We start from the raw sequence: 25,096 nt of genomic DNA, 5'->3' as shown, positions 1-25,096 counted from the left end.
CAAGCAAAATATTTTAGTGAGATTGTAAAAAAATTACCTAAAGAGACTGTCGAAATTTCTGTGGAAAATCATTTTATGACAAAAATAATTTCTGGAAAATCAGAGTTTAATTTAAATGGTTTAGATTCTGCTGAATATCCATTGTTACCACAAATTGAAGAACATCATGTTTTTAAGATCCCAACAGATTTACTGAAACATATGATCAGACAAACTGTATTTGCAGTTTCCACTTCTGAAACAAGACCAATCTTGACAGGTGTAAACTGGAAAGTATATAACAGCGAATTAACTTGCATTGCTACAGATAGTCACAGGTTAGCTCTTCGAAAAGCAAAAATCGAAGGAATCGCAGATGAATTTCAAGCGAATGTTGTTATTCCAGGTAAAAGCTTAAATGAATTAAGCAAAATTCTAGATGAGTCTGAAGAAATGGTAGATATCGTTATTACGGAGTATCAAGTATTATTCCGTACAAAGCATTTATTATTCTTCTCAAGATTGTTAGAAGGTAATTATCCGGATACAACTCGTTTAATTCCAGCCGAAAGTAAAACAGATATTTTTGTAAATACAAAAGAATTTTTACAAGCAATTGATCGTGCATCTTTATTAGCAAGGGATGGTCGTAATAATGTTGTAAAATTATCAACTTTAGAACAGGAAATGCTAGAAATTTCTTCGAATTCACCAGAAATTGGGAAAGTAGTAGAAGAAGTTCAATGTGAAAAGATGGATGGGGAAGAGTTAAAAATATCTTTTAGTGCAAAATATATGATGGATGCACTAAAAGCTTTAGATAGTACTGAAATTAAAATTAGCTTTACTGGTGCGATGAGACCATTCTTAATTCGTACAGTAAATGATGAGTCCATTATTCAATTAATTTTACCGGTTCGTACTTACTAAGTAAGAAGTAAGGGTTGCTAGTTTTCAGATACTAGTAGCCCTTATTTGATTTTTGGGTATTACTTTCCTAATGTTAGTTTATTTAGTACAATGAAAGAATGAACACTTTCAGAAAGTGAGCGATTTTATGAAACGTATTAAAATTTCAACAGAGTATATTACACTAGGACAATTTTTGAAGTTAGCCGATGTAATTGATACAGGTGGCGCTGTAAAATGGTTTTTACAAGAATATGAAGTGTACGTGAATCAAGAACTTGAAAATAGAAGAGGTCGCAAATTATATGCGAACGATATTATTGAAATTCCAGGAAGCGGAAGTTTCCAAGTTCAGGCATAAAGGGGGAGCCCTTTGTTTATTTCAGAAATACAATTAAAAAACTATCGCAATTATGAAAAGTTAGAGCTTTCCTTTGAAGATAAAGTGAATGTGATTATCGGTGAAAACGCACAAGGGAAAACGAATTTGATGGAAGCTATTTATGTTTTAGCGATGGCGAAATCTCATAGAACCTCTAATGATCGCGAGCTTATCCGTTGGGATGAAGACTTCGGTCAAATTAAAGGGAAATTACAAAAGAGAAATAGTTCTTTGTCTTTGGAATTAAATATTTCGAAAAAAGGTAAAAAGGCAAAATTAAATCAACTTGAACAACAAAAATTGAGTCAATATATTGGCATGATGAATGTTGTCATGTTTGCCCCAGAAGATTTAAATCTTGTAAAAGGAAGCCCTCAAGTAAGAAGACGCTTTTTAGATATGGAATTAGGCCAAATAGCTCCAATCTATTTGTATGAATTGAGTCAATATCAAAAGGTGCTCACGCAACGAAATCACTTGCTGAAAAAGATGCAAGGGAATAGTAAGAATGAGGAAACGATGTTGGATGTATTTACACTTCAACTTATTGAGCATGGTGCAAAAATATTGCAAAAACGGTTTGAGTTTTTGCATTTACTACAAGAATGGGCAGCTCCAATTCATCGCGGTATAAGCCGCGGATTAGAAGAATTAGAAATTGTCTATAAACCAAGTGTAGATGTATCAGAATCAATGGATTTGTCGAAAATAAAAGAAGTATACTATGAAAATTTTCAATCTGTGAAACAACGTGAGATTTTCCGTGGTACGACTTTAATTGGTCCTCATCGTGATGATTTACAATTCTTCGTTAATAGTAAAAATGTTCAAGTCTTTGGTTCGCAAGGACAACAACGAACGACCGCACTGTCCCTAAAATTAGCTGAAATTGAATTGATTTACTCAGAAGTTAAGGAATATCCGATTCTTTTATTGGATGATGTATTATCAGAATTAGATGATTATCGTCAATCGCATCTGTTAAATACAATTCAAGGAAAAGTGCAAACATTTGTGACAACGACGAGTGTCGACGGAATTGAACACGAAACATTAAAAGAAGCGAAAACAATTCATGTAACGAACGGCACGGTAGATTGTGAAATAGATAGGGCGTAATCCCTATTTAAATGGAAAAGTAGGTGATCTTTGTGTCAATGGAACAAAAGCAAATGGAAGAAAACTCATATGATGAAAGTCAGATACAGGTACTTGAAGGATTAGAAGCGGTTCGAAAACGCCCTGGGATGTATATTGGATCTACAAGTGGAAAAGGACTTCACCATCTTGTATGGGAAATCGTCGATAATAGTATTGATGAAGCACTTGCAGGGTATTGTGATGAAATTAACGTTAGTATCGAAGAAGATAATAGTATTCTTGTAACGGATAATGGGCGTGGTATTCCAGTTGGTATACAAGAAAAAATGGGACGTCCTGCTGTAGAAGTTATAATGACCGTTCTTCATGCTGGTGGTAAGTTTGGCGGTGGCGGTTATAAAGTTTCTGGTGGTTTGCATGGTGTTGGGGCATCTGTAGTAAATGCTCTATCAACAGAACTAGAGGTATTTGTACATCGTGAAGGCAAAATCCATTATCAAAAATACGAAAGAGGTATCCCGGTTGCGGATTTAAAAGTCATTGGTGACACAGATCAAACAGGGACGATAACTCGATTTAAACCAGATCCAGAAATTTTTCAGGAAACAATAGTATACGAATTTGATACGTTAGCAACTCGTATGCGCGAATTAGCATTTTTAAATCGTAATATTAAATTAACGATTGAAGATAAACGTGAACATAAACAGAAGAAAGAATTCCATTATGAAGGTGGAATTAAATCATATGTTGAACATTTAAATCGTTCAAAACAGCCAATTCATGAAGAACCTGTATATGTAGAGGGTTCAAAAGATGGTATTCAGGTTGAAGTTGCGCTTCAATATAACGAAGGATACACAAATCATATTTACTCATTTACAAATAATATTCATACGTATGAAGGTGGTACACATGAGGTAGGATTTAAAACAGCCTTAACTCGTGTGATCAACGATTATGGTCGTAAAAATAATATTTTAAAAGATGCGGATAGTAATTTAACTGGTGAAGATGTTCGTGAAGGTTTAACAGCGATTGTGTCAATTAAACATCCAAATCCACAATTCGAAGGACAAACGAAGACGAAACTTGGAAATAGTGAAGCAAGAACAATTACAGAGTCAGTATTCTCAGAGGCATTTGAAAAGTTCTTACTGGAAAATCCGAATGTTGCACGTAAGATTATAGATAAAGGGACGATGGCAGCGCGTGCGCGTGTAGCAGCTAAAAAGGCTCGTGAGTTAACTCGCCGAAAGAGTGCTTTAGAAGTTTCAAGTTTACCAGGGAAATTGGCAGATTGTTCTTCTAAAGATCCAGCAATTAGTGAAATCTATATCGTAGAGGGTGACTCTGCGGGTGGGTCTGCAAAACAAGGGCGTGATCGTCATTTCCAAGCAATTTTACCGCTGAAGGGTAAAATCATTAATGTTGAAAAGGCACGCTTAGATAAGATTTTATCAAATGATGAAGTTCGTACAATTATTACAGCGATTGGTACAAATATCGGCGGAGACTTCGCTATTGAAAAAGCACGCTATCATAAAGTTATTATTATGACGGATGCCGATGTTGATGGTGCGCATATTCGTACCCTATTATTAACGTTCTTCTATCGCTATATGCGTCAAATAATTGAGTGCGGTTATATATATATTGCACAGCCACCTTTGTTTAAAGTACAACAAGGTAAGAAAATTCAATATGCTTACAATGATAAGGAACTTGAAAAAATTTTAGCTGAATTACCAGCCCAACCTAAGCCGGGGATTCAGCGTTATAAAGGTCTAGGGGAAATGAATCCAACGCAGTTATGGGAGACGACAATGGACCCAGAAGTACGTTCATTACTTCAAGTTTCACTTCAAGATGCAATTGAAGCGGATGAAACATTTGAAATTTTGATGGGAGATAAAGTAGAGCCACGTCGTAACTTTATCCAAGAAAATGCAAAATACGTGAAAAACCTTGATATTTAAATGGGTAATGACAGGAATCTAAGTATTCCTGTCTTCTACATATAAATCAATGTATGTGTAACGGAAATGTAAGAGGAGGTGCTGGTTGATGTCAGACAATCAACAACAAGCACGAATTCGAGAAATTAATATTAGTCATGAAATGCGTACCTCGTTTTTAGATTACGCAATGAGTGTTATCGTATCTCGTGCATTACCAGATGTTCGTGATGGATTAAAACCTGTGCATCGTAGGGTTTTATATGCGATGAATGATTTAGGAATTACAGCTGATAAAGCGTATAAAAAATCAGCGCGTATTGTCGGTGAAGTAATCGGTAAGTATCACCCTCACGGTGATTCAGCTGTTTACGAGACGATGGTACGTATGGCGCAAGATTTTAGTCAACGTTATATGCTTGTTGATGGGCATGGTAACTTTGGTTCTGTTGATGGTGATTCAGCAGCAGCGATGCGTTATACAGAAGCAAGAATGTCTAAGATTTCTATGGAATTAATACGTGATATTTCAAAAAATACGATTGATTATCAAGATAACTATGATGGTTCTGAAAGAGAGCCAATTGTATTGCCAGCGCGTTTCCCTAATTTATTAGTGAATGGTACGACGGGTATTGCGGTAGGTATGGCAACGAATATTCCACCGCATCAACTCGGGGAAGTAATTGATGGTGTATTGGCACTAAGCCATAATCCCGACATTACGATTGCGGAATTAATGGAGTTTATTCCAGGACCAGATTTTCCAACAGCAGGTTTAATTTTGGGAAGAAGTGGGATTCGAAGAGCGTATGAAACAGGTAGAGGCTCTATTATGCTTCGAGCTAAAGTTGAAATTGAAGAGAAGTCAAATGGTAAACAATCTATTCTCGTAACTGAACTACCTTATCAAGTTAATAAGGCGCGATTAATTGAAAAAATTGCAGAATTAGTTCGTGATAAGAAAATTGAAGGTATTACGGATTTACGTGATGAGTCAGATCGAAACGGTATGCGTATTGTTATGGAAGTACGCCGTGATGCCAATGCCAATGTACTATTAAATAATCTATATAAACATACAGCACTTCAAACAAGTTTCGGTATTAATATGTTGTCTCTTGTAAATGGAGAGCCACAAGTACTGAATTTAAAACAAAATTTATATCATTACTTGGAGCACCAGAAGGTAGTAATTCGTCGACGTACTGCTTATGAATTAGAAAAAGCAGAGGCGCGTGCTCATATTTTAGAAGGATTACGAATTGCTCTAGATCATCTAGATGAAGTTATTACGTTAATTCGTAGTTCGAAAACAGCAGATATTGCAAAACAAGGCTTAATGGAACGTTTCGGTTTAAGTGAGAAACAAGCACAAGCAATTTTAGATATGCGTCTGCAACGTTTAACAGGATTAGAACGTGAAAAAATTGAGCAAGAATATCAAGACTTAATGAAGTTAATCGCTGAATTAAAAGCAATCTTAGCAGATGAAGAGAAAGTTCTTGAGATTATTCGTGAAGAATTAACGGAAGTAAAAGAACGCTTCAATGATAAGAGACGAACGGAAATTACAATTGGTGGCATGGAATTTATTGAAGATGAAGATTTGATTCCAGAGCAAAACATCGCTATTACGTTAACTCATAATGGTTATATTAAGAGGTTACCGGCTTCTACGTACAAAACACAGAACCGTGGTGGACGTGGTGTGCAAGGAATGGGGACAAATGATGATGATTTCGTAGAGCATTTATTAACTACTTCTACGCATGATCACATTTTATTCTTTACTAATAAAGGGAAAGTATACCGTACGAAAGGATATGAAATCCCAGAGTATAGTCGTACAGCAAAAGGTATACCTATTATTAACTTATTAGGTGTAGATAAGGGTGAATGGATTAACGCCATTATTCCAATTCGTGAATTTGGTGATGATGAATTCTTATTCTTCACAACAAAACAAGGTATTTCTAAGAGAACGCCACTTTCATCATTTGCAAATATACGTACGAATGGTTTAATCGCCATCTCTCTTCGTGAAGAGGATGAAGTAATATCTGTACGTTTAACATCTGGTGATAAGGATATTATTGTAGGAACAAGCAATGGTATGTTAATTCGCTTTAACGAGCAAGATGTGCGTTCTATGGGACGTAATGCGGCTGGTGTAAAAGCAATTACATTAGGTGATGAAGATCAAGTTGTAGGCATGGAAATTGTCGAAGAGGATGTAAATGTTCTAATCGTAACGAAAAATGGTTATGGAAAACGTACACCTATTGATGAATACCGTCTACAAAGCCGTGGTGGTAAAGGTCTGAAGACTTGTAATATTACAGATAAAAACGGTAAATTAGTAGCTGTTAAATCTGTAACAGGTGAAGAAGATATCATGTTAATTACGGCAGCAGGTGTTATTATTCGTATGCCAGTTGATCAAATCTCTCAAATGGGACGTAATACACAAGGTGTTCGTCTAATTCGATTAGAGGATGAGCAAGAGGTAGCGACGGTAGCAAAAGCACAGAAAGATGAAGAAGAGGAATCTAATGAAGAGGTTTCTTCTGAAGAATAAGAGGGGGATTTTTCCTCCTCTTATTTTTTTATAATAATACTTGCATAGCAATGGAAAACTCTATATAATAGGCAGAGTCAGCAAATGAGAGATACAAATTATCTTAAAAAACTTGTTGACGAAAATAATATACTATGATATATTATAAAAGTCGCTGAAACGCGATGTTGAACTTTGAAAACTAAACGAAACAAACAACGTGAAACGTCAATTTTTATTTTTAGATGCTAGACAAACTAACTTTATTGGAGAGTTTGATCCTGGCTCAGGATGAACGCTGGCGGCGTGCCTAATACATGCAAGTCGAGCGAATGGATTGAGAGCTTGCTCTCAAGAAGTTAGCGGCGGACGGGTGAGTAACACGTGGGTAACCTGCCCATAAGACTGGGATAACTCCGGGAAACCGGGGCTAATACCGGATAATATTTTGAACTGCATGGTTCGAAATTGAAAGGCGGCTTCGGCTGTCACTTATGGATGGACCCGCGTCGCATTAGCTAGTTGGTGAGGTAACGGCTCACCAAGGCAACGATGCGTAGCCGACCTGAGAGGGTGATCGGCCACACTGGGACTGAGACACGGCCCAGACTCCTACGGGAGGCAGCAGTAGGGAATCTTCCGCAATGGACGAAAGTCTGACGGAGCAACGCCGCGTGAGTGATGAAGGCTTTCGGGTCGTAAAACTCTGTTGTTAGGGAAGAACAAGTGCTAGTTGAATAAGCTGGCACCTTGACGGTACCTAACCAGAAAGCCACGGCTAACTACGTGCCAGCAGCCGCGGTAATACGTAGGTGGCAAGCGTTATCCGGAATTATTGGGCGTAAAGCGCGCGCAGGTGGTTTCTTAAGTCTGATGTGAAAGCCCACGGCTCAACCGTGGAGGGTCATTGGAAACTGGGAGACTTGAGTGCAGAAGAGGAAAGTGGAATTCCATGTGTAGCGGTGAAATGCGTAGAGATATGGAGGAACACCAGTGGCGAAGGCGACTTTCTGGTCTGTAACTGACACTGAGGCGCGAAAGCGTGGGGAGCAAACAGGATTAGATACCCTGGTAGTCCACGCCGTAAACGATGAGTGCTAAGTGTTAGAGGGTTTCCGCCCTTTAGTGCTGAAGTTAACGCATTAAGCACTCCGCCTGGGGAGTACGGCCGCAAGGCTGAAACTCAAAGGAATTGACGGGGGCCCGCACAAGCGGTGGAGCATGTGGTTTAATTCGAAGCAACGCGAAGAACCTTACCAGGTCTTGACATCCTCTGAAAACCCTAGAGATAGGGCTTCTCCTTCGGGAGCAGAGTGACAGGTGGTGCATGGTTGTCGTCAGCTCGTGTCGTGAGATGTTGGGTTAAGTCCCGCAACGAGCGCAACCCTTGATCTTAGTTGCCATCATTAAGTTGGGCACTCTAAGGTGACTGCCGGTGACAAACCGGAGGAAGGTGGGGATGACGTCAAATCATCATGCCCCTTATGACCTGGGCTACACACGTGCTACAATGGACGGTACAAAGAGCTGCAAGACCGCGAGGTGGAGCTAATCTCATAAAACCGTTCTCAGTTCGGATTGTAGGCTGCAACTCGCCTACATGAAGCTGGAATCGCTAGTAATCGCGGATCAGCATGCCGCGGTGAATACGTTCCCGGGCCTTGTACACACCGCCCGTCACACCACGAGAGTTTGTAACACCCGAAGTCGGTGGGGTAACCTTTATGGAGCCAGCCGCCTAAGGTGGGACAGATGATTGGGGTGAAGTCGTAACAAGGTAGCCGTATCGGAAGGTGCGGCTGGATCACCTCCTTTCTATGGAGAATTGATGAACGCTGTTCATCAATATAAGTTTCCGTGTTTCGTTTTCGTTTAGTTTTGAGAGTTCAATTAAGTATTGACTCTTAAATGAGGATATGATATAAATAAATCCTGCAATTTGTATGGGCCTATAGCTCAGCTGGTTAGAGCGCACGCCTGATAAGCGTGAGGTCGATGGTTCGAGTCCATTTAGGCCCACCATACAACTTTTGGGGCCTTAGCTCAGCTGGGAGAGCGCCTGCCTTGCACGCAGGAGGTCAGCGGTTCGATCCCGCTAGGCTCCACCAAAAAGCTATTTTAAATAGCAAATGGTATGTTCTTTGAAAACTAGATAACAGTGTAGCTCATATTTTTTAATTTTTAGTTTGGTTAAGTTAGAAAGGGCGCACGGTGGATGCCTTGACACTAGGAGTCGATGAAGGACGGGACTAACGCCGATATGCTTCGGGGAGCTGTAAGTAAGCTTTGATCCGAAGATTTCCGAATGGGGAAACCCACCATACGTAATGGTATGGTATCCTTACCTGAATACATAGGGTAAGGAAGACAGACCCAGGGAACTGAAACATCTAAGTACCTGGAGGAAGAGAAAGCAAATGCGATTTCCTGAGTAGCGGCGAGCGAAACGGAACATAGCCCAAACCAAGAGGCTTGCCTCTTGGGGTTGTAGGACATTCTATATGGAGTTACAAAGGAACGAGGTAGACGAAGCGACCTGGAAAGGTCCGTCGTAGAGGGTAACAACCCCGTAGTCGAAACTTCGTTCTCTCTTGAATGTATCCTGAGTACGGCGGAACACGTGAAATTCCGTCGGAATCTGGGAGGACCATCTCCCAAGGCTAAATACTCCCTAGTGATCGATAGTGAACCAGTACCGTGAGGGAAAGGTGAAAAGCACCCCGGAAGGGGAGTGAAAGAGATCCTGAAACCGTGTGCCTACAAATAGTCAGAGCCCGTTAATGGGTGATGGCGTGCCTTTTGTAGAATGAACCGGCGAGTTACGATCCCGTGCGAGGTTAAGCTGAAGAGGCGGAGCCGCAGCGAAAGCGAGTCTGAATAGGGCGTTTAGTACGTGGTCGTAGACCCGAAACCAGGTGATCTACCCATGTCCAGGGTGAAGTTCAGGTAACACTGAATGGAGGCCCGAACCCACGCACGTTGAAAAGTGCGGGGATGAGGTGTGGGTAGCGGAGAAATTCCAATCGAACCTGGAGATAGCTGGTTCTCCCCGAAATAGCTTTAGGGCTAGCCTTAAGTGTAAGAGTCTTGGAGGTAGAGCACTGATTGAACTAGGGGTCCTCATCGGATTACCGAATTCAGTCAAACTCCGAATGCCAATGACTTATCCTTAGGAGTCAGACTGCGAGTGATAAGATCCGTAGTCAAGAGGGAAACAGCCCAGATCGCCAGCTAAGGTCCCAAAGTGTGTATTAAGTGGAAAAGGATGTGGAGTTGCTTAGACAACTAGGATGTTGGCTTAGAAGCAGCCACCATTTAAAGAGTGCGTAATAGCTCACTAGTCGAGTGACTCTGCGCCGAAAATGTACCGGGGCTAAATACACCACCGAAGCTGCGAATTGATACCAATGGTATCAGTGGTAGGGGAGCGTTCTAAGTGCAGTGAAGTCAGACCGGAAGGACTGGTGGAGCGCTTAGAAGTGAGAATGCCGGTATGAGTAGCGAAAGACGGGTGAGAATCCCGTCCACCGAATGCCTAAGGTTTCCTGAGGAAGGCTCGTCCGCTCAGGGTTAGTCAGGACCTAAGCCGAGGCCGACAGGCGTAGGCGATGGACAACAGGTTGATATTCCTGTACCACCTCTTTATCGTTTGAGCAATGGAGGGACGCAGAAGGATAGAAGAAGCGTGCGATTGGTTGTGCACGTCCAAGCAGTTAGGCTGATAAGTAGGCAAATCCGCTTATCGTGAAGGCTGAGCTGTGATGGGGAAGCTCCTTATGGAGCGAAGTCTTTGATTCCCCGCTGCCAAGAAAAGCTTCTAGCGAGATAAAAGGTGCCTGTACCGCAAACCGACACAGGTAGGCGAGGAGAGAATCCTAAGGTGTGCGAGAGAACTCTGGTTAAGGAACTCGGCAAAATGACCCCGTAACTTCGGGAGAAGGGGTGCTTTCTTAACGGAAAGCCGCAGTGAATAGGCCCAAGCGACTGTTTAGCAAAAACACAGGTCTCTGCGAAGCCGTAAGGCGAAGTATAGGGGCTGACACCTGCCCGGTGCTGGAAGGTTAAGGAGAGGGGTTAGCGTAAGCGAAGCTCTGAACTGAAGCCCCAGTAAACGGCGGCCGTAACTATAACGGTCCTAAGGTAGCGAAATTCCTTGTCGGGTAAGTTCCGACCCGCACGAAAGGTGTAACGATTTGGGCACTGTCTCAACCAGAGACTCGGTGAAATTATAGTACCTGTGAAGATGCAGGTTACCCGCGACAGGACGGAAAGACCCCGTGGAGCTTTACTGTAGCCTGATATTGAATTTTGGTACAGTTTGTACAGGATAGGCGGGAGCCATTGAAACCGGAGCGCTAGCTTCGGTGGAGGCGCTGGTGGGATACCGCCCTGACTGTATTGAAATTCTAACCTACGGGTCTTATCGACCCGGGAGACAGTGTCAGGTGGGCAGTTTGACTGGGGCGGTCGCCTCCTAAAGTGTAACGGAGGCGCCCAAAGGTTCCCTCAGAATGGTTGGAAATCATTCGTAGAGTGCAAAGGCATAAGGGAGCTTGACTGCGAGACCTACAAGTCGAGCAGGGACGAAAGTCGGGCTTAGTGATCCGGTGGTTCCGCATGGAAGGGCCATCGCTCAACGGATAAAAGCTACCCCGGGGATAACAGGCTTATCTCCCCCAAGAGTCCACATCGACGGGGAGGTTTGGCACCTCGATGTCGGCTCATCGCATCCTGGGGCTGTAGTCGGTCCCAAGGGTTGGGCTGTTCGCCCATTAAAGCGGTACGCGAGCTGGGTTCAGAACGTCGTGAGACAGTTCGGTCCCTATCCGTCGTGGGCGTAGGAAATTTGAGAGGAGCTGTCCTTAGTACGAGAGGACCGGGATGGACGCACCGCTGGTGTACCAGTTGTTCTGCCAAGGGCATAGCTGGGTAGCTATGTGCGGAAGGGATAAGTGCTGAAAGCATCTAAGCATGAAGCCCCCCTCAAGATGAGATTTCCCATAGCGTAAGCTAGTAAGATCCCTGAAAGATGATCAGGTTGATAGGTTCGAGGTGGAAGCATGGTGACATGTGGAGCTGACGAATACTAATAGATCGAGGACTTAACCATATAATATGTAGCAAATGTTATCTAGTTTTGAAGGAATATGCCTTCATAGTTTGGTGATGATGGCAGAGAGGTCACACCCGTTCCCATACCGAACACGGAAGTTAAGCTCTCTAGCGCCGATGGTAGTTGGGACCTTGTCCCTGTGAGAGTAGGACGTCGCCAAGCAACTAAAAACACAAGTCTTTTGACTTGTGTTTTTTTATTTCCCATGAAATAGGCTCGGTTCTGTTAGTAAAAAAGACGAAATATAGTAAGGGATTTTTTGAGCAGAAATAGTAAGAAATTGATAAATAAATGGATAATCTTCAGAGCCATAGCTCCCAAGTAAATCATACCACCAATCTGTTTCGTATCTAGAAATCATACTTAAATTGTAGAGCAATAAATAATGAACAAGAAGTTCAGGTAATACTGGTTTAGGATTTCTCGGGTCAATTGGAATTGGTAAGTAATAAGTATCAGCAAGATATTCGTAGTATAAAGGCGTACTATATATAGGGTTCCACGACTGGATAGGAGCTGTAAAAAGCAGATTCGATCCGCTCGTTTTCCCAGGAACATGTTGTATGGATAAATGCTTACAAGTTGATTCAATGTAACGTGAAAATCTTTCTGTAGTCATATGGAGTCGATCTAGTATGTTGACCGAAAAGGAAAGTTCATTTGTATTTGTTGAATCGATTTTATATAAAGTGGCCCCTCTTAGACTATAACGAAATAAATTTTGTAATTCGGGAATATTTCCCATTAGATCTAGCATGTTAAACTTCTCTGCTTCTAAGTGTTTCATGTGAAACAGCTGTTCTGCAATATGAGTAAATAATCCATTTTTTTGCACCTTCACCTCATCTTCTAAAAATTGATACCCCTGTTTTTTTCGTTTACGAGTCGTAACACCATGAGCTAAAACAGTAGTGGATTCTGGATAGTTAGGATCAATAGTTAGTAAGCAGGCTTTAAAAAGTTGGCTCATTCCATAAAACAATAACATTGGCTGAATCGAAAAGGGGGCCACCTTATATAATTCATAATAGTTTTTCCCGTGTTCTAAGTAATAAATAAAGGGATAACAATTTTCGAAACTTTTTTTTTCAGCATCTTGTATGGAGGATTTTTCATAGCAACGGGCAAGATAACGTTGTACATTTTGAGATGAAAAGAAGAAACTTAATTGCTGCCAAGTACAATGTGTTTGATGCATATATTACGCTCCTTTTATTGTCTAAAAATTCTAACATATATATACGTCCTTGACAGTATTTTAACCAATTGATAAGCTACTAATAATAATTTCTGGTATCATGGGGGGAACAATTATGTGGGAATCTAAATTTGTTAAAGAAGGTTTGACTTTTGATGACGTATTACTTGTACCAGCAAAGTCAGATGTACTACCAAGAGAAGTAAGTGTTAAAACAGTTTTATCTGAAAGCTTACAGTTAAATATCCCGTTAATTAGTGCAGGAATGGATACAGTAACAGAAGCTGATATGGCTATTGCAATGGCTCGTCAAGGCGGTTTAGGAATTATTCATAAAAACATGTCTATTGAACAACAAGCGGAGCAAGTTGATAAAGTAAAACGTTCTGAAAGTGGCGTTATTTCAGATCCTTTCTTTTTAACTCCAGAACATCAAGTGTATGATGCAGAGCATCTTATGGGAAAATACCGTATCTCAGGTGTACCGGTTGTAAATAATTTAGACGAGCGAAAATTAGTTGGTATTATTACAAACCGTGATATGCGTTTTATCCAAGACTACTCAATCAAAATTTCCGACGTAATGACAAAAGAAAAGCTAATTACAGCTCCAGTTGGTACAACGCTGGAAGAAGCTGAAAAGATCCTACAAAAGTACAAAATTGAAAAACTCCCTCTCGTTGATAACAACGGTGTATTACAAGGGCTTATTACAATAAAAGATATTGAAAAAGTAATTGAATTCCCAAATTCTGCGAAGGATAAGCAAGGACGCTTATTAGTTGGAGCAGCGGTTGGTGTAACGGCTGATGCTATGCTTCGTATCGACGCATTAGTAAAAGCTAGCGTAGATGCAATCGTACTTGATACAGCTCATGGACATTCTCAAGGTGTTATTGATAAAGTGAAAGAAGTTCGTGCGAAATATCCATCACTAAATATTATCGCTGGAAATGTTGCTACTGCTGAAGCAACGAAAGCATTAATTGAAGCAGGTGCAAACGTAGTTAAAGTTGGTATTGGACCAGGCTCTATTTGTACGACACGCGTTGTAGCTGGCGTGGGTGTACCACAATTAACAGCAGTTTATGATTGTGCAACAGAAGCTCGTAAACACGGTATTCCAGTTATTGCTGATGGTGGTGTTAAGTACTCTGGTGACATGGTAAAAGCTTTAGCAGCAGGAGCACACGTTGTTATGCTAGGTAGTATGTTTGCTGGTGTTGCTGAAAGCCCTGGAGAAACTGAAATTTATCAAGGTCGTCAATTTAAAGTATATCGTGGTATGGGTTCTGTCGGAGCGATGGAAAAAGGAAGTAAAGACCGTTACTTCCAAGAAGGAAATAAAAAACTTGTTCCAGAAGGTATTGAAGGTCGAGTACCATATAAAGGACCTTTAGCCGATACAGTTCATCAATTAGTTGGTGGATTACGTGCCGGTATGGGATATTGCGGAGCTCAGAATTTAGAATTCTTACGTGAGAATGCACAATTCATTCGTATGTCAGGTGCTGGTTTACGTGAAAGCCACCCTCATCACGTACAAATTACAAAAGAGGCTCCAAACTACTCATTGTAATGTCTTATATACAAATAGACGGAGATTTGATATCTCTGTCTATTTTTTTTTGATTATGTTAGAATAACGGTTATGTGAGTACATAGATATTGGGGGTAGCAAAAGTGAAAGGTATGTTTTGCAAAAGATTCATTGCTTTAGTAACAATGCTTACACTAGCTTGTAGTATGTTGTTACCATATAGCAATGCATCAGCAGAAACAGGAGCTGCTTTAAACATTGAAGCAGGTGCAGCAATTTTAGTTGAAGCGAATTCTGGGAAAATTTTATATCAAAAGAATGCAGATGAATTATTATCAATTGCTAGTATGACAAAGATGATGAGTGAATATTTAGTTCATGAAGCAGTGGATAAAGGAAAACTTAAGTGGGATCAAAAAATTAAGGTTTCTGAATATGCGTATAAAGTTTCACAAGATGCTTCTTTATCAAATGTTGCATTAGAAAAAGGTGGCATTTATACAGTAAAAGAGTTATATGAAGCAATGGCAATCTTTTCTGCAAATGGTGCAACAATTGCATTAGCAGAAGCAATTGCAGGTAAAGAAGTAGACTTCGTAAAAATGATGAATGATAAATCGAAAGAACTAGGGTTGAAAAATTATAAATTTGTCAATTCTACAGGTTTAACGAATAAAGATTTAAAGGGAATGCATCCTGAAGGAACAACAGCGGATGAAGAAAATAAAATGTCCGCAAAGGATGTTGCAACTTTAGCACAACATTTAATTAAAGATTATCCAAAAGTGTTAGATACAGCAAAAATCCCAAAAAAAGAATTCCGTCCAGAAAAAGAGAAGTTTGCAATGTCGAACTGGAATTGGATGTTAAAGGGCTTAGTGAAAGAATATGATGGCGTAGATGGCCTGAAAACAGGTTCGACTCCAGAAGCAGGGGATTGCTTCACTGGTACGGTTGAAAGAAACGGAATGCGTTTTATTTCTGTAGTTATTAAAACAAGTTCTCATACAGCACGTTTTGATGAAACAAAGAAGCTATATGATTATGGATTTGCTAACTTTGAAATGAAGCAAATGTATAAAAAAGATTCTTCAGTAAAAGGACAAGAAACAGTACGAGTAGAAAATGCTAAAGATAAAGATGTAGCAGTTCAAACAAAACAAGCTGTTTCACTTCCGGTGCCAAAAGGAAGTAAAGATGTTTATAAAACAGAATTAAAAGAAGCAAATAAGGGACAAGAAGCACCTATTAAAAAGGGAGCTGCACTTGGCCAAATGGTAATCACACCAAAAGATGCGAATGATCCTGGATTTTTATCTGGCAAGTCATTACAAATAGATCTTGTAACAACGTCTGCAGTAGAGGAAGCGAATTGGTTTACTCGCTCTATGCGCGGAATTGGTTCTTTCTTTAGTGGTATATGGAATAGTGCTGTTGATACAGTAAAAGGTTGGTTTTAAAAGCTCCTCATTGTAGGGGCTTTTTCTTATTCCTATTTTTCATACCGACTTTATGAAAAAGTAGTAGACAAGCATCTGATAGTTAGTGGTAGAATGTAAGAGTATTCTTAATTTTCGCCTTTAACGGGGAAAAGCAATTCACCTAGGGGGGGTTTTTGTAACATGACAAATGTAACAGGGACAGAACGTGTAAAACGTGGAATGGCAGAAATGCAAAAAGGCGGCGTTATTATGGACGTAATTAACGCTGAACAAGCAAAAATTGCAGAAGAGGCAGGCGCAGTTGCTGTTATGGCACTAGAGCGTGTACCAGCAGATATTCGTGCAGCAGGTGGCGTTTCTCGTATGGCAGACCCAACAATCGTTGAAGAAGTTATGGGCGCTGTTTCAATTCCGGTTATGGCAAAATGCCGTATCGGTCATCTTGTAGAAGCACGTGTATTAGAATCATTAGGGGTAGACTATATCGATGAGAGTGAAGTATTAACTCCTGCTGATGAAGTATACCATTTAAATAAACGTGATTACACAGTTCCGTTTGTATGTGGTTGCCGTGATATCGGAGAAGCTGCACGTCGTATTGCAGAAGGTGCATCTATGCTTCGTACAAAAGGTGAACCAGGAACAGGAAACATTGTAGAGGCAGTGCGTCATATGCGCCAAGTCAATGCAGAAATCCGTCAAGTTGCAAGTCTACGTGAAGATGAGTTAATGACATATGCAAAAAATACTGGTGCTCCTTATGAAGTACTACTTGAAATTAAACGCCTTGGTCGTTTGCCAGTTGTAAACTTCGCAGCAGGTGGTGTAGCAACACCAGCAGATGCAGCGTTAATGATGCAACTTGGTGCAGATGGTGTATTTGTTGGATCTGGTATCTTCAAATCAGAGAATCCAGAGAAATTTGCACGCGCAATCGTTGAAGCGACGACTCATTATGAGGATTACGAACTAATTGCAAGCCTTTCTAAAGGATTAGGTAATGCGATGAAAGGTATCGAAATTTCAACGTTATTACCAGAACAACGTATGCAAGAGCGTGGATGGTAATTGAAGGAGAACTTTAAAATGGTGAAAATCGGTGTACTAGGTCTTCAAGGTGCAGTTCGTGAGCATATAAAATCAGTTGAAGCAAGTGGTGCGGAAGCTGTTGTTGTAAAGCGTATAGAGCAACTTGAAGAGATTGATGGTCTTATTTTACCAGGCGGTGAAAGTACAACAATGCGCCGTCTTATTGATAAGTATGCTTTCATGGAACCACTTCGTACATTCGCGAAGTCTGGTAAACCAATGTTTGGTACATGTGCAGGTATGATTCTTCTTGCAAAAACACTTATTGGCTATGAAGAAGCACATATTGGTGCTATGGATATTACAGTAGAGCGCAATGCGTTCGGACGCCAAAAAGATAGCTTTGAAGCCGCACTGTCAATTAAAGGTGTAGGAGAAGAATTTATTGGTGTATTTATTCGTGCTCCGTATGTTGTAAATGTAGCTGATGATGTTGAAGTACTTTCCACACATGGTGATCGAATGGTAGCAGTAAAACAAAATCAGTTTTTAGCTGCTTCATTCCATCCAGAATTAACGGATGATCATCGTGTGACAGCATACTTTGTAGAAATGGTAAAAGAAGCGAAAATGAAAAAAGTTGTATAAGTAACTTGCAACTTGTATAAGATTATAGTAAATTGATGGTAACAATTTTATAAAATAAGCGTGTTGATAGGAAGTAGTAACAAATGCCGTTTCTTATAGAGAGTCGATGGTTGGTGGAAATCGATAGAAACAGTTTGTGAATCCATCCTGGAATGGAATGTGGAATATCTTTATGATTAGTAAACATTCCCGGTGAAGAGCCGTTATTTCTACTTGAGAGGAAAGCGGTAATGCTTTCAACTAGGGTGGCAACGCGGGTTAACTCCCGTCCCTTTATATAGGGACGGGAGTTTTTTGTGTTTTATAAAATAAAAGGAGGAGTATATAATGCTTGATATTAAATTTTTACGTACAAATTTTGAAGAAGTAAAAGCAAAGTTACAGCATAGAGGCGAAGATTTAACTGATTTTGGTCGTTTTGAAGAGCTGGATACGAGAAGAAGAGAATTACTTGTTCAAACAGAGGAGTTAAAAAGTAAACGTAACGAAGTATCTCAACAAATCTCTGTATTGAAGCGTGAAAAGAAAGATGCAGAAGCTCTAATTCTAGAAATGCGTGAAGTTGGAGAAAAAGTAAAAGATCTTGATAATGAACTTCGTACAGTTGAAGAAGATTTAGAAAGATTAATGTTATCTATTCCAAATATACCTCATGAATCTGCTCCAATTGGTGAAACAGAGGATGATAATGTAGTAGCACGTAATTGGGGAGAAGTGAAAGAATTTGCTTTTGAACCAAAACCACATTGGGATCTTGCTACAGATTTAGGGATTTTAGATTTTGAGCGTGCTGGGAAGGTAACGGGAAGCCGCTTCGTATTCTATAAAGGTGCTGGCGCGAGATTAGAGCGTGCTTTAATTAGCTTTATGCTTGATCTTCATACTGACGAGCATGGGTACGAAGAAGTATTACCTCCGTATATGGTAAACCGTGCAAGTATGACAGGAACAGGACAACTTCCGAAATTTGAAGAAGATGCATTCCGTATTGAAAGTGAAGATTACTTCTTAATTCCAACAGCTGAAGTACCTGTAACGAACATGCACCGTGATGAAATCTTAAATAAAGAGCAACTGCCTATACGATATGCTGCATTTAGCTCTTGTTTCCGTTCTGAAGCAGGTTCAGCTGGCCGTGATACACGTGGCTTAATTCGTCAGCATCAGTTCAATAAAGTAGAGCTTGTAAAGTTCGTAAAACCAGAAGATTCTTATGAAGAGTTAGAAAAACTAACAAATGATGCAGAACGCGTGTTACAATTATTAGAGTTGCCATATCGCGTTATGAGCATGTGCACAGGCGATTTAGGATTTACAGCAGCGAAGAAATACGATATCGAAGTATGGATTCCAAGCTATGGCACATATCGTGAGATTTCTTCTTGTAGTAATTTTGAGGCTTTCCAAGCGAGACGTGCAAATATCCGTTTCCGTCGTGAGCCAAACGGAAAACCAGAACATGTTCATACATTAAATGGATCTGGTCTTGCAATTGGACGTACGGTGGCAGCTATTTTAGAGAACTACCAACAAGAAGATGGTACAATTATAATTCCAGAAGTTCTTCGCCCTTATATGGGAGGAAAAACAGTTATTAAGTAAATTTATAAACATTCATCGGTATGAGTGATTGGTAATTATGAGCGTTGTCAGTACTATAATGTAGGAGAGGAAAAGTAAAATTTTCCTTTCCTCATAATTTATTTTAGTAGGGTTGACTAACTGTTTTTCTTTTGATATTATATTTGATGTCAATATGGAGGTATACCCAAGTCTGGCTGAAGGGATCGGTCTTGAAAACCGACAGGCGGCGAGAGTCGCGCGGGGGTTCGAATCCCTCTACCTCCTCCAGATATAATTGACAACAGCGCATATAAGTGGAGATTGGAGAACTCGTTACCAACACGTAACGAGTTTTTATTTTAAAACCAATCATAAAGTATGGTGTAAGGCGATTTTGTCCTTATTACACACTCATATTCCGATGATTATCTTCATAGATATGAAAGGAGTCAACATGGATCTTATTATACAAACGTTTCCTTTAGATGGAAAAACTTTATATTATGTACAATGTCCTGTCTGTAAGAACAATAGAATTTTAAACAGTGGTGCAAATGTGTCACGCATTATAAGCGATGATACATTCCGTAAACTTTGTGGTTGCACTTGTGATGTAAAGCAAACTGCGACAAAAGTAGAGGCGCCAAAAAAAGTTGAAAAAGCAGCTGTAAAGAAAGAAGCAGCTCCAAAACGTACAGGTAAAGTATTAACAGCAGTGATTAACGGGAAAGAAATGACTGTTAAAGAGATTGCTGAAACATACGATATTAGTACAAGTACTGTTCGTCAGCGTATTAACGCTGGAAAACCTGAGAGTGAAATTATTGCTCCGACAAAAAAGAAGTAATTTAATAGAAAAGCCCGTGCGTATGCACGGGTTTTTTATTTTACAAGTTTACGTGTTTGTTTTAAAAAATGGCCAATTTTTTTAATGATTGGTTCAATTGAATCACCATCTTTTAAAATATCGTATTCATTAATGTTTAATCGTAAAACAGGGCATGCATTAAAGTTATTAATCCAGTTTTCGTAACGGCCATGCATCTCTTTCCAATACTCAATTGGTGTTTGTTGTTCCATCGGACGTCCGCGTTCTTGGATACGATCAACAATATCATCGAAAGAACCTTCTAAGTAAATTAATAAATCAGGATGAGGGAAGTAAGGAGTCATGACCATAGCGTCAAATAAACCTTTGTATGTTTCATAATCAGTTTCCGTCATTGTACCTTTTTCATGATGCATCTTTGCAAAAATTCCAGTGTCTTCATATATAGAGCGATCTTGAACAAAACCGCCACCGTATTCAAAAATTCTTTTTTGTTCTTTAAATCGTTCTGCTAAAAAGTACACTTGCAAGTGGAAGCTCCAGCGTGTGAAATCAGCATAGAACTTGTCCAAATACGGGTTCGAATCTACCTTTTCAAATGATGTGCGATAACCTAAAGCGTTAGCTAATGCAGTTGTCATAGTTGATTTTCCGACACCTACTGTTCCAGCAATAGTGATTACTGCGTCATTTGGTATATCATATTTTTGCCTTAAATTCATTGTTATTCCGACTCCTTTAAGAGAGTATTTTGAAGGGCGGATAGGATGACGTTTAAATCATCAGGATTTTTTACAAAATCCATATCGTCTCCGTTAAATTTTAATACTGGGATATCTGGATGATCTTTTTTAAAAGTATCCATTGCTGTTTCGTAATCTTTTGTGAGCTGTAGTAAGTAATTTGGATCCATGTTTTTTTCGAATTCTCTTCCGCGCATCGCAATTCGTGTTTGTAATGTTTCCAAGCTAGCTGTTAAATAAACGATAACGTTTGGTACAGGCATATCTTGTGTAAGGATACGATAGATTTGCATGTACTTGTCATATTGAGAATTCTTTAATGTACGGGATGCGAAAATTAAATTTTTAAATATATGATAATCCGCTACTACTGGTTTCCTTTGATTCAAATACTTTATGTTAATATCTTCTAATTGTTTGTATCTATTACAAAGAAAGAACATCTCTGTTTGAAAACTCCATTCGTCGATGTCTTCATAGAATTTTCCTAAAAAAGGATTCTCATCAACAATTTCTTTTAGTAAGTGGAGTTGCATGTGAGTTGAAATTGCCTTCGCAAGTGAGGTTTTTCCAACACCAATTGGTCCTTCAACCGTGATAAATGGTACTCCGGTCACGCTGTTTCCTCCTTTCAATCAGTGATTTACCGTGACTACTAAAAACACAAAACAGAATTATTGTAGCACAGGAGGAAAGCGAGCGGGTTAATTTGATATAAAAAGTTAGAAAATAAATATATGTATTAATTAATTTTTATTTGAGATGACGGTACTATATTTGCTTTTAATGTGGCTTCCATTATTTTTAAAGCATGCAGATTATCCTGATCATGATTAGAGGCAATACAGTCCTGTGGTACATACAGTGTATAATTTCTCATATGAGCATCGTTAGCTGTAAAGAGGATACATATATTCCCGGCGACTCCTGTCAATATTAGATTTTCTATTTTTAAATAGCCTAATAAAGAATTTAAAGGTGTTTCATAAAAAGCAGAGTAATGTGGTTTAATAAAAATGTAATCATCAGTATTTGGAGCAATCTTATGAATGATATTTTCACTATACTCATTTGTACAATGAGTAATTAGTTGGTCAATATCAGATCTCCAAAGTTGATAATGGTCATTAACATAAATTATGGGGTAGCCAAAGGATTTCATTGTTTTCTTTAATTGTAAAATAGGGTTTGTTATAATTTCGCATTTTTTGGCTAGGGTGGGCCCGTGTGAAAATTGAAAATCATTAATCATATCGATAATGAGTAAGGCAGTATTCTTCATATGTAATCCCCTCTCTTTTTTATTAGGGTGGATTGAATTTGTAAAAGTTATCCCATGTGCAGCAAATGGAAAAAAGTGTATTTTATTTGAGGTGAAAGGACTATGGTATGGAACACGATCAAGATATTTATTTTATGCAGTTAGCAATAGAAGAGGCTAAAAAAGCAGAGGCAATACAAGAAGTACCGATTGGTGCAGTTATAGTGTTAGATGGTGAAGTAATTAGTGTTGCTCATAATTTAAGAGAAACTGAACAAAGATCAATAGCTCACGCTGAGTTATTAGCTATTGATGAGGCGTGCAAAAAATTAGGGACATGGCGTTTAGAAGATGCGACGTTATATGTAACATTAGAGCCTTGTCCGATGTGTGCGGGTGGAATTGTTTTATCACGAGTGAAGCGAGTTGTATATGGTGCAAGTGATCCGAAAGGTGGATGTGCAGGGACTTTGATGAATCTTTTAACGGATGAACGCTTTAATCATCAATGCGAGGTAGTTGCTGGTGTATTAGAAGAAGAATGCGGTACTTTGTTAACAAACTTTTTTAGAGAGCTTCGTAAAAAAAGAAAAGCGATAAAAAAATTAGAGAAAAGTAACGAGAATTAACGTATTTGCATTTTGTAAAAAAACAAGTTATACTGATAATGCCTTTTAATGAAGGCAACCGAATATTGGTTTTAACTTTGCCGTGCTAAGCGGGGAGGTAGCGGTGCCCTATACTCGCAATCCGCTCTAGCGAGGCCGAATCCCTTCTCGAGGTTATGCTGCTGTAAGGTCTGCCTTAAGTAAGTGGTGTTGACGTTTGGGTCCTGCGCAACGGGACCCCGTGAACCTTGTCAGGTCCGGAAGGAAGCAGCAATAAGCGGGTCTTCTCGTGTGCCGCAGGAGTGCCTGAACCGAGCTAACTGCTTGAGTAACGCTTATGGTACGTAATCGACAGAAGGTGCACGGCAGTTATATATGTATACAAAACTCACCTTAATACTAAGGTGGGTTTTTTGTATAGAAAATAACTTTTGGAATCTATAAACAGAATGGGTTATAATAAATAAGATAATAACCTTTGAGGGAGGCCGTATTTTCGTGTCATACCAAGCGTTATACCGAACATGGAGACCGCAAAAATTTGAAGATGTAGTTGGTCAAAAGCACGTGACAAAAACGTTGCAAAATGCCCTTCTTCAAGAGAAAGTTTCACATGCTTATTTATTTTCTGGGCCGAGGGGAACAGGAAAAACGACAATTGCAAAAGTATTTGCAAAAGCAATCAACTGTGAACATGCTCCGGTAGCTGAACCTTGTAATGAATGTCCTTCTTGTTTGGGGATTACACAAGGATCTATTTCAGATGTATTAGAAATTGATGCGGCTTCAAATAACGGTGTAGATGAAATTCGAGATATTAGAGATAAAGTAAAATATGCTCCAAGTGCTGTAGAATATAAAGTATACATTATTGATGAAGTCCACATGCTTTCAATGGGTGCCTTCAATGCGCTTTTAAAAACGTTAGAAGAGCCGCCAGGACACGTCATCTTTATTTTGGCGACAACAGAACCGCATAAGATTCCGCCTACAATCATTTCACGTTGCCAGCGTTTTGAATTTCGAAAAATATCAGTAAATGATATTGTTGAGAGATTATCGACGGTTGTGACGAATGAAGGTACGCAAGTAGAAGATGAGGCGTTACAAATTGTTGCACGTGCTGCTGAAGGTGGTATGCGTGATGCGCTTAGTCTTATTGATCAGGCAATATCTTATAGTGATGAGACAGTTACGACAGAAGATGTATTAGCTGTGACAGGTTCTGTTTCCCAGCAATACTTAGGTAACTTAGTAGAATGTATACGTGAAAATGATGTATCAAGAGCATTACGTATCATAGATGAGATGATGGGTAAAGGGAAAGATCCAGTTCGTTTTATGGAGGATTTCATTTACTATTATCGCGATATGCTTTTATATCAAACCTCACCACAACTGGAACATATGTTGGAACGAGTAATGGTAGATGAGCAATTCCGGATGTTAAGTGAAGAAATGCAACCGGAAGTAATCTATGAAATCATTCATACGCTTAGTAAGGGACAACAGGAAATGAAGTGGACAAATCATCCGCGAATTTTCTTAGAAGTTGTTATGGTACAACTGTGTCAACAGTTTATGATGCAAGCGAACGGTGCAGATCGTTTACAAGCAATTATGAACAGGATGCAGCAATTGGAGAAAGAGTTAGAACAAGTCAAAAAGAATGGTGTGCCGGCTGGTGTGCAGCAAGAAGTCAGAGAGACACGTGCAACACCAAAGCCAGTGCGTACAGGTAGTATGAAAATTCCTGTTGGACGCGTAAATGAAGTGTTAAAGCAAGCAAAGCGTCAGGATTTAGAACAATTAAAAGCTGTGTGGGGTGAGTTGTTAGGAAGACTCAAATCATACAACAAAGTAGCGTTTGCTGTTTTATTAGAAAATAGCGAACCGGTAGCGGCTTCGGATGATACTTACGTTTTAGCGTTTCAATATGAGATTCACTGTAAAATGGCAAGCGAAAACCGAGAAGCTATGGATACAGTGGAACAAGCCTTATTTGAACTGTTAAGTAAAAGATTAAATATGATTGCTATTCCAAAAAGTGAATGGGGTAAAATCCGTGAAGATTTTTTACAGCGTGAAGGCGAGAATTCTGAAGAAAGCCCAGAGAAAAAAGAAGATCCTCTTATAGAAGAGGCAGTAAAATTAGTAGGACAAGAACTTATTGAAATAAAAGAGTAATAATAATTAGGAGGAATTAATTATGATGCGTGGCGGAATGGGAAAT

Annotated in this window: 18 protein-coding genes, 3 tRNA genes, 3 rRNA genes, 1 other RNA gene and 1 other annotated feature (1 of these 26 cut by a window edge); of the genes, 21 read left to right on the top strand and 4 right to left on the bottom strand. The window is 39.5% G+C overall.

The genetic code is table 11. From position 1 onward, the window contains the following. From dnaN to rrf, 10 genes are all read left to right on the top strand, one after another. The coding region (gene dnaN / locus QCI46_RS27450) for a DNA polymerase III subunit beta (RefSeq protein WP_353841812.1) at positions 1-909 on the top strand (909 nt) is incomplete at its 5' end. Positions 910-1,036: 127 nt separating this feature from the next. Then, positions 1,037-1,249, top strand: coding sequence for a S4 domain-containing protein YaaA (gene yaaA / locus QCI46_RS27445; RefSeq protein ID WP_000821366.1), 213 nt, complete (start codon positions 1,037-1,039; stop codon positions 1,247-1,249). A 12-nt stretch (positions 1,250-1,261) separates the two neighbouring features. Beyond that, entirely contained in the window at positions 1,262-2,389 is a 1,128-nt protein-coding gene (gene recF / locus QCI46_RS27440; protein WP_000470742.1) for a DNA replication/repair protein RecF, read from the top strand. A 38-nt stretch (positions 2,390-2,427) separates the two neighbouring features. Further along, positions 2,428-4,350, top strand: a complete 1,923-nt coding sequence (gyrB, locus tag QCI46_RS27435) for a DNA topoisomerase (ATP-hydrolyzing) subunit B (RefSeq protein ID WP_000435974.1) — start codon at positions 2,428-2,430, stop codon at positions 4,348-4,350. Positions 4,351-4,438: 88 nt separating this feature from the next. Next, a complete protein-coding gene (gene gyrA / locus QCI46_RS27430; protein ID WP_001282859.1) occupies positions 4,439-6,910 on the top strand; it encodes a DNA gyrase subunit A in 2,472 nt (823 codons plus the stop codon). A gap of 242 nt (positions 6,911-7,152) precedes the next feature. Then, positions 7,153-8,704, top strand: a 16S ribosomal RNA gene (locus QCI46_RS27425). Positions 8,705-8,834: 130 nt separating this feature from the next. Beyond that, positions 8,835-8,911, top strand: a tRNA-Ile gene (locus QCI46_RS27420). Between the two features lie 10 nt (positions 8,912-8,921). After that, positions 8,922-8,997 (top strand) — tRNA-Ala (locus tag QCI46_RS27415). Positions 8,998-9,077: 80 nt separating this feature from the next. Further along, positions 9,078-11,999 (top strand): 23S ribosomal RNA (locus QCI46_RS27410). A 49-nt stretch (positions 12,000-12,048) separates the two neighbouring features. Continuing rightward, positions 12,049-12,164 (top strand): 5S ribosomal RNA (gene rrf / locus QCI46_RS27405). The 16S, 23S and 5S rRNA genes sit together here with 2 tRNA genes alongside, the layout of an rRNA operon. A gap of 34 nt (positions 12,165-12,198) precedes the next feature. Here rrf and QCI46_RS27400 read toward each other — a convergent pair. Further along, complete coding sequence (locus tag QCI46_RS27400) at positions 12,199-13,200, bottom strand: YaaC family protein (protein WP_353841811.1); 1,002 nt, start codon at positions 13,198-13,200, stop codon at positions 12,199-12,201. A gap of 115 nt (positions 13,201-13,315) precedes the next feature. Here QCI46_RS27400 and guaB point away from each other — a divergent pair, with 115 nt between their 5' ends. From guaB to QCI46_RS27365, 7 genes are all read left to right on the top strand, one after another. After that, positions 13,316-14,779 (top strand): IMP dehydrogenase, encoded by a 1,464-nt coding sequence (gene guaB / locus QCI46_RS27395; protein ID WP_000264076.1) that lies wholly within the window; start codon positions 13,316-13,318, stop codon positions 14,777-14,779. Positions 14,780-14,892: 113 nt separating this feature from the next. Next, complete coding sequence (gene dacA, locus QCI46_RS27390) at positions 14,893-16,200, top strand: D-alanyl-D-alanine carboxypeptidase DacA (RefSeq protein WP_137011318.1); 1,308 nt, start codon at positions 14,893-14,895, stop codon at positions 16,198-16,200. A gap of 162 nt (positions 16,201-16,362) precedes the next feature. After that, complete coding sequence (gene pdxS, locus QCI46_RS27385; protein ID WP_000186157.1) at positions 16,363-17,250, top strand: pyridoxal 5'-phosphate synthase lyase subunit PdxS; 888 nt, start codon at positions 16,363-16,365, stop codon at positions 17,248-17,250. Positions 17,251-17,268: 18 nt separating this feature from the next. Next, positions 17,269-17,859, top strand: a complete 591-nt coding sequence (gene pdxT, locus QCI46_RS27380; protein ID WP_000238772.1) for a pyridoxal 5'-phosphate synthase glutaminase subunit PdxT — start codon at positions 17,269-17,271, stop codon at positions 17,857-17,859. A 54-nt stretch (positions 17,860-17,913) separates the two neighbouring features. Beyond that, positions 17,914-18,135: a binding site (T-box leader), on the top strand. 51 nt (positions 18,136-18,186) lie between these two features. Continuing rightward, the gene (gene serS / locus QCI46_RS27375; RefSeq protein ID WP_048543009.1) at positions 18,187-19,461 is read left to right on the top strand and encodes a serine--tRNA ligase; all 1,275 of its coding nucleotides are present in this window, start codon (positions 18,187-18,189) and stop codon (positions 19,459-19,461) included. Positions 19,462-19,617: 156 nt separating this feature from the next. Beyond that, positions 19,618-19,710: transfer RNA gene (locus QCI46_RS27370), tRNA-Ser, on the top strand. Between the two features lie 166 nt (positions 19,711-19,876). After that, complete coding sequence (locus QCI46_RS27365) at positions 19,877-20,269, top strand: sigma factor-like helix-turn-helix DNA-binding protein (protein ID WP_000364198.1); 393 nt, start codon at positions 19,877-19,879, stop codon at positions 20,267-20,269. Positions 20,270-20,304: 35 nt separating this feature from the next. On the opposite strand, the gene QCI46_RS27360 is transcribed toward QCI46_RS27365, so the two are convergent. The 3 genes from QCI46_RS27360 to QCI46_RS27350 all read right to left on the bottom strand — a co-directional run bounded on the left by QCI46_RS27360 (position 20,305) and on the right by QCI46_RS27350 (position 22,276). Further along, positions 20,305-20,973: a deoxynucleoside kinase gene (locus QCI46_RS27360; RefSeq protein WP_001053583.1), complete on the bottom strand. Its 669-nt coding sequence runs from the start codon at positions 20,971-20,973 to the stop codon at positions 20,305-20,307. 2 nt (positions 20,974-20,975) lie between these two features. Beyond that, positions 20,976-21,611 (bottom strand): deoxynucleoside kinase, encoded by a 636-nt coding sequence (locus QCI46_RS27355; RefSeq protein ID WP_000148207.1) that lies wholly within the window; start codon positions 21,609-21,611, stop codon positions 20,976-20,978. A gap of 125 nt (positions 21,612-21,736) precedes the next feature. Beyond that, the gene (locus QCI46_RS27350; RefSeq protein ID WP_000798743.1) at positions 21,737-22,276 is read right to left on the bottom strand and encodes a cysteine hydrolase family protein; all 540 of its coding nucleotides are present in this window, start codon (positions 22,274-22,276) and stop codon (positions 21,737-21,739) included. Positions 22,277-22,383: 107 nt separating this feature from the next. On the opposite strand from QCI46_RS27350, the gene tadA reads away from it, so the two are divergent. From tadA to QCI46_RS27330, 4 genes are all read left to right on the top strand, one after another. Then, on the top strand, positions 22,384-22,884 hold the full coding sequence (gene tadA, locus QCI46_RS27345; protein ID WP_002108901.1) for a tRNA adenosine(34) deaminase TadA: 501 nt from the start codon (positions 22,384-22,386) through the stop codon (positions 22,882-22,884). An 80-nt stretch (positions 22,885-22,964) separates the two neighbouring features. Beyond that, positions 22,965-23,229: signal recognition particle sRNA large type (gene ffs, locus QCI46_RS27340), an RNA gene on the top strand. Between the two features lie 132 nt (positions 23,230-23,361). Beyond that, positions 23,362-25,050, top strand: a complete 1,689-nt coding sequence (gene dnaX / locus QCI46_RS27335) for a DNA polymerase III subunit gamma/tau (protein ID WP_000121581.1) — start codon at positions 23,362-23,364, stop codon at positions 25,048-25,050. A 25-nt stretch (positions 25,051-25,075) separates the two neighbouring features. After that, a protein-coding gene (locus QCI46_RS27330) for a YbaB/EbfC family nucleoid-associated protein (protein ID WP_170771173.1) crosses the window boundary here: on the top strand, positions 25,076-25,096 show its 5' end (the start). Its footprint extends 306 nt past the window's final position; the window shows 21 of its 327 coding nt (coding positions 1-21); the start codon lies at positions 25,076-25,078; its stop codon lies off the right edge, out of view.

The organism is Bacillus cereus group sp. RP32, from assembly GCF_040459735.1.
Classification (GTDB): Bacteria; Bacillota; Bacilli; order Bacillales; family Bacillaceae_G; genus Bacillus_A; species Bacillus_A wiedmannii.
Note: the sequence above shows the minus strand (reverse complement) of the source record. Positions and strands in the feature narration are given on the sequence as shown.

Coding starts and splice junctions, on each gene's coding strand:
- yaaA (WP_000821366.1), top strand. CDS start 1,037: ATGAAACGTATTAAAATTTCAACAGAGTATATTACACTAGGACAATTT.
- gyrB (WP_000435974.1), top strand. CDS start 2,428: ATGGAACAAAAGCAAATGGAAGAAAACTCATATGATGAAAGTCAGATA.
- gyrA (WP_001282859.1), top strand. CDS start 4,439: ATGTCAGACAATCAACAACAAGCACGAATTCGAGAAATTAATATTAGT.
- QCI46_RS27400 (WP_353841811.1), bottom strand. CDS start 13,200: ATGCATCAAACACATTGTACTTGGCAGCAATTAAGTTTCTTCTTTTCA.
- guaB (WP_000264076.1), top strand. CDS start 13,316: ATGTGGGAATCTAAATTTGTTAAAGAAGGTTTGACTTTTGATGACGTA.
- dacA (WP_137011318.1), top strand. CDS start 14,893: ATGTTTTGCAAAAGATTCATTGCTTTAGTAACAATGCTTACACTAGCT.
- pdxS (WP_000186157.1), top strand. CDS start 16,363: ATGACAAATGTAACAGGGACAGAACGTGTAAAACGTGGAATGGCAGAA.
- pdxT (WP_000238772.1), top strand. CDS start 17,269: ATGGTGAAAATCGGTGTACTAGGTCTTCAAGGTGCAGTTCGTGAGCAT.
- serS (WP_048543009.1), top strand. CDS start 18,187: ATGCTTGATATTAAATTTTTACGTACAAATTTTGAAGAAGTAAAAGCA.
- QCI46_RS27365 (WP_000364198.1), top strand. CDS start 19,877: ATGGATCTTATTATACAAACGTTTCCTTTAGATGGAAAAACTTTATAT.
- QCI46_RS27360 (WP_001053583.1), bottom strand. CDS start 20,973: ATGAATTTAAGGCAAAAATATGATATACCAAATGACGCAGTAATCACT.
- QCI46_RS27350 (WP_000798743.1), bottom strand. CDS start 22,276: ATGAAGAATACTGCCTTACTCATTATCGATATGATTAATGATTTTCAA.
- tadA (WP_002108901.1), top strand. CDS start 22,384: ATGGAACACGATCAAGATATTTATTTTATGCAGTTAGCAATAGAAGAG.